Source organism: Flavobacterium sp. N2038, from assembly GCF_025947185.1.
Taxonomy (GTDB): Bacteria; Bacteroidota; Bacteroidia; order Flavobacteriales; family Flavobacteriaceae; genus Flavobacterium.
Map to the genome: position 1 here is coordinate 4,385,575 of NZ_CP110001.1, position 12,725 is coordinate 4,398,299.

13 protein-coding genes are annotated in these 12,725 nt (G+C 33.0%); 6 read left to right on the forward strand and 7 right to left on the reverse strand.

The features are described from left to right. The first annotated feature begins 2 nt into the window (after positions 1-2). Positions 3-221: a DUF4287 domain-containing protein gene (locus tag OLM51_RS19140; RefSeq protein WP_264552174.1), complete on the forward strand. Its 219-nt coding sequence runs from the start codon at positions 3-5 to the stop codon at positions 219-221. Between the two features lie 322 nt (positions 222-543). On the opposite strand, the gene OLM51_RS19145 is transcribed toward OLM51_RS19140, so the two are convergent. Genes OLM51_RS19145 through OLM51_RS19155 form a run of 3 tightly spaced genes read right to left on the reverse strand, consistent with a single transcriptional unit; the run spans position 544 to position 4,055 of the window. Next, positions 544-2,448: a DUF2207 domain-containing protein gene (locus tag OLM51_RS19145; protein ID WP_264552175.1), complete on the reverse strand. Its 1,905-nt coding sequence runs from the start codon at positions 2,446-2,448 to the stop codon at positions 544-546. Between the two features lie 14 nt (positions 2,449-2,462). Then, positions 2,463-3,017 (reverse strand): LemA family protein, encoded by a 555-nt coding sequence (locus tag OLM51_RS19150; RefSeq protein ID WP_264552176.1) that lies wholly within the window; start codon positions 3,015-3,017, stop codon positions 2,463-2,465. A 60-nt stretch (positions 3,018-3,077) separates the two neighbouring features. Then, positions 3,078-4,055, reverse strand: a complete 978-nt coding sequence (locus OLM51_RS19155; RefSeq protein ID WP_264552177.1) for a polyprenyl synthetase family protein — start codon at positions 4,053-4,055, stop codon at positions 3,078-3,080. Between the two features lie 155 nt (positions 4,056-4,210). On the opposite strand from OLM51_RS19155, the gene OLM51_RS19160 reads away from it, so the two are divergent. After that, the gene (locus tag OLM51_RS19160) at positions 4,211-5,071 is read left to right on the forward strand and encodes a hypothetical protein (RefSeq protein WP_264552178.1); all 861 of its coding nucleotides are present in this window, start codon (positions 4,211-4,213) and stop codon (positions 5,069-5,071) included. Positions 5,072-5,158: 87 nt separating this feature from the next. On the opposite strand, the gene rlmN is transcribed toward OLM51_RS19160, so the two are convergent. After that, the gene (rlmN, locus tag OLM51_RS19165) at positions 5,159-6,202 is read right to left on the reverse strand and encodes a 23S rRNA (adenine(2503)-C(2))-methyltransferase RlmN (RefSeq protein WP_264552179.1); all 1,044 of its coding nucleotides are present in this window, start codon (positions 6,200-6,202) and stop codon (positions 5,159-5,161) included. Positions 6,203-6,644: 442 nt separating this feature from the next. Here rlmN and OLM51_RS19170 point away from each other — a divergent pair, with 442 nt between their 5' ends. From OLM51_RS19170 to OLM51_RS19185, 4 genes are all read left to right on the forward strand, one after another. Then, a complete protein-coding gene (locus tag OLM51_RS19170) occupies positions 6,645-7,238 on the forward strand; it encodes a YceI family protein (protein ID WP_264552180.1) in 594 nt (197 codons plus the stop codon). Between the two features lie 209 nt (positions 7,239-7,447). After that, the gene (locus OLM51_RS19175) at positions 7,448-7,813 is read left to right on the forward strand and encodes a hypothetical protein (RefSeq protein ID WP_264552181.1); all 366 of its coding nucleotides are present in this window, start codon (positions 7,448-7,450) and stop codon (positions 7,811-7,813) included. Between the two features lie 111 nt (positions 7,814-7,924). Then, a complete protein-coding gene (locus tag OLM51_RS19180) occupies positions 7,925-8,566 on the forward strand; it encodes an O-methyltransferase (RefSeq protein WP_264552182.1) in 642 nt (213 codons plus the stop codon). Between the two features lie 67 nt (positions 8,567-8,633). Then, positions 8,634-9,359: a phytanoyl-CoA dioxygenase family protein gene (locus tag OLM51_RS19185; protein ID WP_264552183.1), complete on the forward strand. Its 726-nt coding sequence runs from the start codon at positions 8,634-8,636 to the stop codon at positions 9,357-9,359. Between the two features lie 91 nt (positions 9,360-9,450). Here the strand turns inward: OLM51_RS19185 and OLM51_RS19190 are convergent, their stop codons facing one another. The 3 genes from OLM51_RS19190 to OLM51_RS19200 all read right to left on the reverse strand — a co-directional run bounded on the left by OLM51_RS19190 (position 9,451) and on the right by OLM51_RS19200 (position 12,715). Further along, positions 9,451-10,014 carry a phosphatase PAP2 family protein gene (locus OLM51_RS19190; RefSeq protein ID WP_264552184.1) on the reverse strand — a complete coding sequence of 188 codons (564 nt, stop codon included), beginning with the start codon at positions 10,012-10,014 and terminating at the stop codon, positions 9,451-9,453. Between the two features lies 1 nt (position 10,015). Next, entirely contained in the window at positions 10,016-10,363 is a 348-nt protein-coding gene (locus tag OLM51_RS19195; protein ID WP_264552185.1) for a twin-arginine translocase TatA/TatE family subunit, read from the reverse strand. 105 nt (positions 10,364-10,468) lie between these two features. After that, the gene (locus OLM51_RS19200) at positions 10,469-12,715 is read right to left on the reverse strand and encodes a M1 family metallopeptidase (protein ID WP_264552186.1); all 2,247 of its coding nucleotides are present in this window, start codon (positions 12,713-12,715) and stop codon (positions 10,469-10,471) included. Positions 12,716-12,725 lie beyond the last annotated feature (10 nt).

A 12,725-nucleotide genomic window follows, 5' to 3' on the forward strand; every position in this document is an offset into this window, starting at 1 on the left:
TTATGTCATTTCAAACTTATCTAAAAAACATCGAAGAAAAAACAGGTAAAACACCTGGCGACTTTCAGGTCATTGCAGAACAAAAAGGTTTTACCGAAAACGGAATCATTGGCCAGAGTATTAAAGCCACAACTATTATCAATTGGCTTAAAGCTGATTACGATTTAGGGCATGGTCATGCAACTGCTATATATGCTTACATTAAAGGAAAACGGGAATAATACTTTACAGTAAAAGAGCTCTGAATTACAGATAATTTGAGGCAATGATTATATTACTTCTTTCTTTCAATAACACAATTTATCATAAATCTATTGCTGTGCTTGTCGATTGTTTTCGACAGCCAGCTTTATGATCTTGGTTAATTCAAAAAAAGACAAAACTAATTGATTAACAAACAATTAAATCAAAACTCATTTCAATTAGAAACTAAAATATCATCCATTTAAAGTGAAAAAAAATACAATAAAAAAACCTTGCAATAAAACTATTACAAGGCTCATTATACTCAAATCTCTCTCAAATAGCAGTTTATGGCTGATTTTACCAACCGCCGCCTCCGCCGCCTCCACCTCCGCCTCCGGAACTACCACCACCAGAGCTACCAGAACTCCAGCTGCCGCTACTTCCTGATGATGAACTTGATGAACGCGAAGTTGGATCTACTGCTGCTGCGTTTACAGAATTTCGCAAGTCTGATAAAAACAGCGTTGGCTGTCTATAAAAATTATCATTCCCCTGATACCATTCCGGATTATATTTTGCCAGCTCTAAAATTTCTTCAAACTGTTTTCCCCATTTTATTTCAACTCCTAATGCTATTGCATACGGAAGTAATTTTTCAAATAACACAGGTGTTAGTTCCGGCGGATTCAACATATTCATTCTATCTTTTTCTGCCGTTTCTAGATATAATTTAAATCCTTCTAATCGATTAAATACTTCAGCTCCTCGTTCAGTTAATTTACCTAAGTTTACTACATAGAAAATATAAATTACAACAATAACCGCAATAACTATCATCTGGGTTATACTTAGAAAAGGGATACTCATAAAAAACAGACCAACTCCCAGTGGATAAATAAAAAATGCTAAAATACCTCTCAAAATCAACCAACCGGTTCCTGCTGCTTTTTTTGTAAACCAATATGTTAATGCTGCTAACGCGCAAATTAATCCACTGTAAAAAGGATAATTAATATACCCCTCATTTTTTGAGAACATCTCAAATGCCAATCCGGCAATTACCAGGACAGCAAAACCAACCCATTTTAATCTGGTATTATTTAAATAAATTTCTTCTAATTTGATTTGATTCTCTATCGCTTTAATCCAATTAGAATAGGCTTTTTCAAAAATTTTGTAATTAGAATCTGCAATTTTAATTTTTACTTTTTTTGAAAAACTGTTTACGATATCAGACTCTTCAACACTTAATGATTTTGCCTGTTTATCAAGAACTTCTATTTCGTACTTTTTTGTATTAACAAAAATACCGCTTTCTATCTCAGAACTAATTCTGATAGCTCCTTTGACAGCACTGTTGATAACCGATGACATATAGATTTTGTCTTCCAGTTTTCTGTGATACACGTAACCTACTACTGCTGGTGACCAGTCAAAAGGCGGTAAAAACTCCGGAATTATCGCTTTTTTTACCGGATCTTTTCCATATTTTCTCCAATTAAAAAAGAAGAAAAGCATCATCCCAATTCCAAATATAGCAGACCACAGATAGGTTTTTATCTGTTTATAAAAAGAATTAGATTTTTGAACCAAAGTTGGCGGGTCAACAATTCCTTTGGCAAATGAGGCGGCAACAGTAAGTCCTTCATTTTCTCTAAGGTGAACTGCCGAAAAACTGACCACCGTTTTAGTATCATTTAAGGAGCTTATGCAATTTGAAGCCGTAGAACCTTCCGCACCACTGTAACAATGCAGGTTTTCAAATTTATTATTTTCAGAAGGAAGATAAAATTGACACGTTACTTTATCAATAGGAAAATCCCAGCCGTTTCCTGTTACATTCCAATAAAGTTCATCATAATAATCAAAATAACCAATTTGAAAAGGAACATGATAAGCGATTTGGTATTTATAAATTCCGCTTTCTAATTCGACATCCTTATTTCCAATATAAACTTTCCAATTATTTTGTTCTTCTTCTGTAAAATAGTCCTCTGTTGCTCCATTTTTTTTAATAGAATCAATTGTATATTTTACATCAATATCGTGACCATTTTTATCTTTCCTTTTTAGTGGAAAAACCCTCAAGAGGCCATGTTTAAAAGCATTTCCTTCTGCTTTTATAGTAATATTTTCAAGAACCTGAATGTTGCCGGATTTTTCAATTTGAATTTTAACATCAAAATCCAAAATTCTCTCCTGCGCCTGAAGCTGACAAAAGAAAAGCGCAATTAAAACAAAAAATATTTTTCTTAGGAACATACCAAAACAAAGGATTAAAACTGAACTTTTGGTGTTTCTCGCTGAGCTTCATTTTCTAATTCCAGAAAATTTCTTTTCGAAAAACCAAAAGAACCAGCAAACAAATTACCCGGAAAAGATTCAACAGCCGTATTATACTCTCTCACAGTTCCGTTATAATACCTCTTAGAGCGTTCTATTTCAGTTTCGATTTCACTTAATTCTGACTGTAAGCTCAGAAAATTTGTATTAGCTTTTAAATCAGGATAATTTTCTGCCAGAGCAAAAATAGATCCAACAGCATTCCCAAGTTTTTTATTAAGTTCCATTTTTTCATCTGCACTATTTGCATTTAAAGCTTGATTACGCAGATTTACAATATTTGAAAGTGTTTCTTTTTCGTGATTTAAATATCCTTTTACCGTTTCGACAAGATTTGGAATCAAATCAAATCGTTTTTTTAAGATGACATCTATACCGCTCAAAGCTTCTTCGAGGAAGTTTCTTTTTGCAACAAAACCATTGTAAAGCATCATTAAATAAACAACCAGAAGAATAGCCAATACAACCACTACTATTAAAATAACCATATTTTTATTATTAAATTCAGCTCTAAATTAATAATAAATCCCTGTTATTTAATATTAAGATTATTTTTTTCTTTCAATAACGTAGTTAACCATCAAAGTCAAAGCATCTTTATACTCAGAATCATCGAAGTTCTGAAGTAAAGAGAGTGCTTCTTGTTGGAATTCGACCATTTTGTTTTCGGCGTATGCCAAACCATTATTGTTTTTTACAAAAGCAATAACTTCTTTTACACGTTTCTTGTCTTTGTTGTGGTTTTTGATGGAGTTTATCAGCCACTTTTTTTCTTGCAGAGTACAAGTATTCAAAACATGAATTAAAGGCAAAGTCATTTTTTGCTCCTTAATATCGATTCCTGTTGGTTTACCAATCGCTTCTTCGCTGTAATCAAACAAATCGTCTTTGATTTGAAAAGCCATTCCGATCAGTTCACCAAACTTGCGCATGTTTTCTACCTGAGCATCGTCTTCGATTACTGCTTTTGCACCAAGCGCACAACAAGCTGCAATTAGCGTTGCTGTTTTCTTTCTGATGATTTCGTAATAAACATCTTCGGTAATATCGAGTCTTCGGGCTTTTTCTATCTGAAGTAATTCACCTTCGCTCATTTCACGAACAGCTACAGAAATAATTCGAAGTAAATCAAAATCGCCATTGTCTATTGACAAAAGCAATCCTTTTGAAAGTAAATAATCCCCAACTAAAACTGCAATTTTGTTTTTCCAAAGTGCATTGATAGAGAAAAATCCACGACGACGATTACTGTCGTCCACAACATCATCATGAACTAAAGTTGCTGTATGAATTAATTCTATCACCGAGGCTCCACGATACGTCCTCTCATTTACAACACCACCTGAAACCATTTTTGCCGTTAAAAAAACAAACATCGGACGCATTTGTTTTCCTTTTCGGTTTACAATATAATAGGTAATTCTGTTCAGTAAAGCAACCTTTGAGGTCATCGATTCATGGAACTTTTTTTCAAAAAGTTCCATTTCGTTAAAAATGGGCTGTTTTATTTGGGAAGTAATATTCATTTCGATTTCAAATATACTATTTTTAATAAAAAAACGTTGTGTATTTTATGTTAGTATATCAACAATTTGAATACTAATTTAATTTCACACCAAAAACACAATGTAGTTAAAGCCTAATTTGAATTCATAAAGTTAAAACCAAAAAACAATTTATTATGAAAACAAAACTTTTCCTTATTGGAACATTAGTCGCTTTATCTTTTTTTGTTAGTTGTAATTCTGACGAAAAAACAAATGACGGATCATCTGCAGCAATTTCTAAAGATGAAATCATTACAAACTCTAAAATTGACGCGTCAATAGATGATGTAACGAATATTGCTGAAGATCAATTTAGCGCACAACAGAACGTTACCGCAAAACCAAGCGGCACTGTAAAAAGTTTCCTTCCAAGTTGTGCTACGATTACAACAGTTTTAACTAATAATACCTGGACAAGAACTGTCGATTTTGGTGTTGATGGCTGTACACTGGGGAATGGAAATACGGTAAAAGGAAAAATGGTTATTTCTTTTTCTAATGATTTTGAATCCTCAACCCAGACTATTAGTTATACTTTTGATGGATTTTATCACAATGGCAAAAAACTTCAGGGTAGCAAAAGTATTGTACGAACTGTAAAAACAACCGATTTACTGGCAACAGCGCATCCTGTTTTTACTGCTACAATAGATATGACTATTACTTTTGATGACGGAGGTATCTACACCAGAAAAGGTTCTCTGGTAAAAGAAATGGTTGAAGGGTTTGATACCTGGTTCGATTGGGATGATAATGCTTATCTGGTAACAGGAAGCGGGACAACAACTTTCCCTAACGGAGATACTTTTTCAGCTGAAATTACTACCCCTTTACAATTTAAAGCATCATGCAAAAAATCAATTCCTGTAAAAGGAGTTTTATCTGTAACCAAAAACGGAGCTACGGCTGTTGTTGATTATGGTGACGGAACATGTGATACACTTGCAACAATCACAAAAGATGGAGTAACGGAAGAAGTCGATTTGAAAAAATAAGAATCCCTTTTTGCCTGAAAAAGCATTAAAAACAAGAATTTTTCTCGTTTTTAATGCTTTTTATATATTTAGAAATGAAGATTATATCTAACTTTCTTTATTTGCCAATTGTCCGCAGGCAGCATCAATATCTTTTCCGCGGCTTCGTCTTACTTTAACAACTACGCCAATATTTTCCAAGGCTTTTATATAAGCCATAATTGACTCTTCTGAAGCTTGTTGAAACTCACCATCATCAATTGGATTATATTCGATTAAATTGACTTTACATGGCACGTATTTGCAGAATTTCACCAAAGCATCAACCGAAGCCTTATCATCGTTAATTCCTTTCCATACTACATATTCGTAAGAGATTTTGCTTTTAGTTTTTCTATACCAATATTCTAAAGCTTCCCTTAAATCTTTTAACGGGAAATTTTTACTAAAAGGCATAATCTTCGCACGCGTTTCATCAATCGCAGAATGCAGCGAAACGGCTAATTTGAATTTTACATCATCATCGGCCATTTTTTTAATCATCTTAGGAATTCCTGAAGTCGAAACCATAATACGTTTTGGCGACATTCCTAAACCTTCAGACGAGGTAACCATATCGATTGCTTTAATGACATTGTTATAATTCATCAAAGGCTCTCCCATTCCCATAAAAACAATATTAGAAAGCGGATGATTGTAATACAAACGACTTTCCTTATCAATTGCCAAAATCTGATCGTAAATTTCTCCCGGTTCCAGATTTCGCATGCGCTTTAATCTTGCCGTAGCACAAAAATTACAATCCAGACTACAACCTACCTGACTTGAAACGCAAGCCGTTGTTCTGGTTTCTGTTGGAATCAAAACAGATTCTACCACTAAACCATCATGAAGACGAACAGCATTTTTTACTGTACCGTCACTACTGCGCTGCATAGTATCAACCTTAATATGGTTGATTACAAAATTTTCTTCAAGCATTAAACGGGTTGCTTTTGCAACATTAGTCATATCCTCAAAACTATGTGCTCCTTTACTCCATAACCATTCATAGACCTGATTTCCGCGAAATGCTTTATCATTATTTGAAACAAAAAAATCTCTCAATTGATCTTTTGATAAGGCTCGTATGTCTTTTTTCTCAATTTGCATGGTGCAAAGTTAATCACTTTTGTTCTTTTTTTTTGATTTTTAGATGCATTCTTAAAACGGAACTAATAAAAGGAAAGATATTTTAAAAAAAATCTAATTAATACAAAGAAAGTATGGTCTATACTTCATTTACTTTTCAATTTTTACTAATTAATATTTGGCTTTATACTTTATAATTTCAAATTAAATCATCACCTCTTTAAAACTAAAATACTTACACACAAAAACTTATCCTACAAATCACACTCTTACAAAAAATGCATTGCAAAAAATGATTATTTCATCTCCTTAATGTAAGTCTTTAATAAAATCTTAACCATGATTTTTATCAGTTCTTATCCTATTCCTTCGTAATAAATTTGATCTAAGAAAAAGATAGAAGTTATAATCAAAACCAAACTGAGTTATAAACTATCCAGGTTTAACTAAATACCACATACAAATGAAAACGATTAAATCAATTTTATTAGCCGTAGTAATTACATTATCAATTCAGGTAAACGCACAAAAAAGATACTCCTTAACAAAATCAACTTTTGAAGTTGCAGGAACTTCTAATATACACGATTGGGTTATGAAATCTTCAGATGGTACAGGAGGCGCCATGTTAACTTTTACAGATTCAAAACTAACCGATATAAAAAACTTAACGGTTACATTAGCTGCAGAAAGTATAAAAAGCAGCAAAACCAGTATGGATGATGTAGCTTATGAAGCTTTGGACACTAAATCTCACAAGAATATTAAATATGTTTTAAAATCTGCTGACAAAGTAAACGAAACAACATGGGTTCTTACCGGAACTTATACCATTGCAGGTGTTAGTAAAGATTATAAAACCCAAGTAAGAATTACAACAAATGACAATAGCGCTTTTGTACTACAGGGCTCTAACCGAATGACTTTTGCTGATTTTGAAATGACACCTCCATCTGCAGCACTTGGAGTGGTTAAAGCAGGTAAAGAATTAACAGTGCTTTTCAATATTACTTTAACCGATTCGGCTAAAAATGAAAATAATTTTGTGATCAGATAAACACTTAATAATATGTAGAACATTTACTCTTTTATTTTTTTTTCGAAACAAAGAAATTTCAGTTTTAAAAAATAAAATTTGGCACGAGAATTGTCTTTCTCTCAAAAGAAAAATAATCTTACAAAGCGCGCAACAATTTTAAAATTTGTATTTTTATTATTCCACTTTATAACCTTTAAAAATTTTATAACCTAAAAAGACAATTTATCATGAAAAAACAAATTTTAAGCTTAGCTGTTGTTGCATTATTAGCGTTCGCTGTACAATCTTGCGAAAAAAAAGAACCAAAACCTGCACAAGATGAATTAACTCTTGGAAACAAAGTTGATTCGTTAACAACAGATATCGAAGAAGTAAAAGACACTGCTGTAGCCAAAACAGAAAATGCAGCTCAAGATGTTAAAGATGCTACCAAAAAAGCAGCAGACGATGTTGAAGCTGCCGCTAAAAAAACAGCAACTGACGTAAAAGATGCTACTAAGAAAGGTGCTGAAAAAGTTGAAAATGCAGCAAAAGCAGCAAAAGACGGAACTGTAAAAACAGCGAAAGATGTAAATGATGCTTTGAAAAAATAATTTCATTACAATCTAATATTAAACCATTCGTTTTCCCGAATGGTTTTTTTTTTGCAAAAAAGTGAGTGAATATTTTTTGTATTTTTACAATCAAATTTAGAAGACACTACAATGCATTTTATTTCACAAGAATTAGAAGATTATATCGAACAGCATTCTGAAAACGAACCAGCGTTATTAGCAAAACTCAATAAAGAAACTTACCAGAAAATTCTTCTGCCAAGAATGTTAAGCGGACATTTTCAAGGTCGTGTTCTAAGTATGCTTTCTAAATTGATTCGCCCTGTAAACATTCTTGAAATAGGAACTTATACCGGTTATGCTGCTTTGTGTTTATGCGAAGGAATGCAGGAAAATGGCCAATTGCACACCATTGATATCAAAGAAGAACTAATTGATTTTCAACGAAAATACTTTGACGCTTCGCCTTGGGGAAAACAAATTTTTCAACATTTAGGAGAAGCAGTAGATATTATTCCAAATCTGGATGTAAAATTTGATTTAGTTTTTATTGATGCCGATAAAGAAAACTATATCAATTATTGGGAAATGATTGTCCCAAAAATGAACAAGGGCGGAATCATTTTATCTGACAATGTTTTATGGAGCGGAAAAATTCTGGATCCGGTTCATCCAAATGATGTAAGTACAAAAGTACTTTTAGAATACAATCAGCTTTTAAAAGATGATCCAAGAGTGGAGACCGTTTTATTGCCAATTCGTGATGGGTTGACGGTGAGTAGAGTACTTTAAGGAAGGTTCTAAGATGCTAAGGTTCTGAGTTTTTTTATACTGATAATTATAAAAATAAATTTCAAAGATGATTTTTTTGAACGAAATAAATACTGAAGGTTTCTCTATTGTAAACAATGTTTATACAGAAAATGAAATTGAAAAACTGATTTCATTAATTGAAAATAAAACCGAAAGTGACTCTGATAATTCGACTTTCAGAAAATCTCAGGATTTATTTGCTATCAGACAATTTCATAAAGAAGTTCCTGAAACTTTAGATTTTATTTTTAATGAAAATTTAAAAGAGATTATTGATTCTAATTTTGGAAAAGGGTATTTCATTACCAAATCAATTTATTTTGACAAGCCCGAAAAATCAAATTGGTTTGTCGCTTATCATCAGGATTTGACAATTTCAGTAGATAAAAAAATTGAAGCTGAAAACTTCGATAATTGGACTATAAAACAAAATCAATTTGCAGTGCAACCACCGGTAGAAATTTTAGAAGACAATTTCACCATCAGAATCCATATAGATAAAACTACTAAAGACAATGGTGCTTTAAAAGTTATCAATAATTCTCACTCAAAAGGGATTTTAAGAATCGAAAACTTGGATTTTGAATCAGAGAAAAAAACTATATGCGAAGTAGAAAAAGGAGGCATCATGATTATGAAACCGTTATTATTTCATGCTTCAAACAAAACCACAAACAACGAAAGAAGAAGAGTAATTCATATTGAATTCAGCAAACAACAACTTCCAGCCGGATTAGAATGGAGTGAAGGCACAATTCTTAAAAACAATTAAGACACGACACTAAATAAATAAGGTTCTAAGTCTTCTCAAACAAAAAACTTAGAACCTTAGTATCTTAGTAACTCAGAACCTTTCTTAAAAATTATCCCGGAAAATACTGTGGCTTTAATTTTCGGTATACTAAGTAAATCAAAGATCCAAAAAGTGCTCCGAAGAAATATCCTGTAAGTATATCGCCCGGGTAGTGCAATCCTAAATAAATACGGCTATAAGCAAAAACTAAAGGCCACAAAAATAAAAATCCAAGATATTTGAACTGGCGTTTTAAAACCAGATACAAAAAGGTTGCTACAGCCATAGTATTGGCGGCATGACCAGAGAAAAAGCTGTATGATTTTCTAACCTGAACAACACGTATAAATGAATTGATTTCCGGATTATTGCAAGGGCGCAGACGCTCAAATGTGTGCTTAAACAAATTACAGGTCTGATCGGTAAAAGCGATCAAAACTGCTATAAAAAGTAGTAAGTACAAGGTTTGTTTACCTCCTATTTTTTTATAAATAAGATAAAAAACCAATAAAAAAATGGGAGTCCAATACCACTGATTTGTAATAATCAGCCAAAGTTTATCATATGTCTCAGAACCTAAACCATTCAGATACACAAAAAGATTGGTATCTAATTCCTTTATTTTTTCAAGCATATTACATTTGGCGTTTTATAGGTCCTGAAAGCGAATCAATATCTTCTTTTACTTTGTCAATTTCTGTTGCTGTGTTACCCAGCAAGTTACCAGAATCTCCTAAAATATTTGATTTTGCATCGTTGATTTGAGCATTAATATTTCCTGTAATATCAGTAAGGGATTTTGTATCAAGACCATTAGCCTCTGCTCCTTTTTGAATTTCACTTTTAATATCGTTAGTTGCATTTTTTAATTGTGCCATTGCTTTTCCCATTGTACGGGCGATTTCTGGTACTTTATCAGACCCAAAAAGCATTAGTACTATAAACAGTATGAAAACTAATTCTCCTCCTCCTATACCGAACATATCTTTTATTTTTATGTGCCACAAAGATATTAAATTTTGCAGCGTAGAGTTTTAAAATTTACTTAAAAAAAAAAGACTCTTTTCAGAGTCTTTTTTGCTTTATATTTAGTCAAATTTTGACTTTTGTTCCACTTTTGGCCAGGAATTATTAGTCACATCAATGTCAGCAGTCAATAACTTTGGATCAATTTGTATGCTTTTTATTGCTTTTGAAGTTGCATAAACTTTCTTGGCAGTATCATTATTTTTTCTCCAAATTTGCGCCGGATACTGATAATTGTCTTTTGAGCCATCTTCATAAGTGATCTCCACTAAAATTGGCATAATCATTCCTCCTGGTTTATTAAACTCAACTTCATAGAAATACTTAGGCGATTTTAAACTTGCTTTCTCTTCACTTGTAAACGTTTTTTCTACATAGTCTGCTAAAGTTTTTACGTCTTCAACTTTCAATGGTTTTTTACTAGAATCGCTAACTTCTGCATTGTCTCCTGCTACTAAATAAACAAAAGGGCCTTTATCAAAACCAAAACGTCCTTTTTTAACTTTTACATCTTTAATATCTGTTGTTGGAGTTTCAGAAACATAATACTGTTTAACCTCTTTAATTCCGATATCTACAAAATCAGTTGAATAAAACCATCCTCTAAAAAACCAATCTAAATCAACTGCCGAAGCGTCTTCCATTGTTCTAAAGAAATCTTCCGGAGTTGGATGTTTAAATTTCCATCTGTTTGCATAGGTTCTGAAAGCGTAATCAAACAACTCTCTTCCCATAACAACTTCTCTTAAAATATTAAGTCCTGTAGCCGGTTTTCCGTAAGCGTTATTTCCGAATTGATGAATTGTCTCAGAGTTTGACATAATTGGCTCCAAAAACTTCTGATCACCACTCATATAAGGAACAATATTTTTAGCAGGACCACGTCTTGACGGAAAGTTAGGATCTAATTCCTGTTCTGCTAAATATTGCAGAAACGAGTTCAAACCTTCATCCATCCAGGTCCATTGACGCTCATCAGAGTTTACAATCATAGGAAAGAAAGTATGTCCCACCTCATGAATAATAACACCAACCATTCCGTTTTTAACTTCTTTACTGGTTACTCCATTTTCATCAGGGCGACCATAATTCCAGCAAATCATAGGATATTCCATCCCCTGATCCTCTGCAGAAACCGAAACAGCCTTTGGATAAGGATAATCAAAAGTATGTGATGAATAGCTTTTAAGAGTATGCGCTACAGTCATTGTAGATGTTTCTCCCCAAAGTGGATTTGATTCCTTAGGATAAACCGATTCTGCCATTACGACTTTACCGCCCAATTTAACAGCCATTGCATCGTAAATGAATTTTCTTGAAGAAGCAATTCCGAAATCGCGTACATTTTTTGCACTGAATTTCCATGTTTTTTTCTTTTCAGAGAAACCTTTTTCTGCTGCTTCAGCTTCAGCCTGAGTTACAATTACAACTGGTTTATCAAATGATTTCTGAGCCTGCTCATAACGTTTTACCTGTTCAGCAGTAAAAACTTCGCTTCTGTTCATTAACTCCCCCGTTGCATCAATTACATGATCAGCAGGAACTGTAATATTTACATCAAAATTTCCAAACGGAAGAGCAAATTCTCCACTTCCCCAAAACTGCATATTTTGCCATCCTTCAACATCATTATAAACTGCCATTCTAGGATAGAATTGTGCAATTACATATAATTTATTCCCGTCTTTTTCGAATAATTCATAACCTGAACGCCCGCCTTCTTTTCTATAATTATTAATATTGTACCACCACTTTATTGCCATAGAAATCTTTTCTCCCGGTTTTAAAGGAGTTGCAAGATTAATACGCATCATAGTTTCGTTGATTGTATATGACATTGGATTTCCTTTAGCATCTTTTACCTGCTCAATATTAAATCCGCGTTCTAAATCTTTTTTCAAATATTTACCTGAAAAACCATCAAGCGGTAAAACCTGATTGATTTTTTCACTTTCTGCTAAAGTGCTTTGCGTATTGGCTTTGGCCTGATTTTGATCCAGCTGAATCCATAAGTATTCTAAACTGTCAGGAGAATTATTTGAATACGTAATAACTTCAGAACCTGTTATTTTAGAGTTTTTATCGTCTAATTCAATATCAATTTTATAATCTGCCTGCTGTTGATAATATGCAGGACCAGGTGCTCCAGATGCTGTACGAAACATATTTGGTGTCGCCAACAAATCGTACATCTGGCTAAATTTGTTCGTATCGTATTTTCCTTGCTGTTTTGGAGCAACAGGAGTAGTTGTTTTTTCCTGAGCTAGTAGCATAGCCGGAAAAAGTAAGAATAATGAAAGCTTTTTCATAAAAATTTAA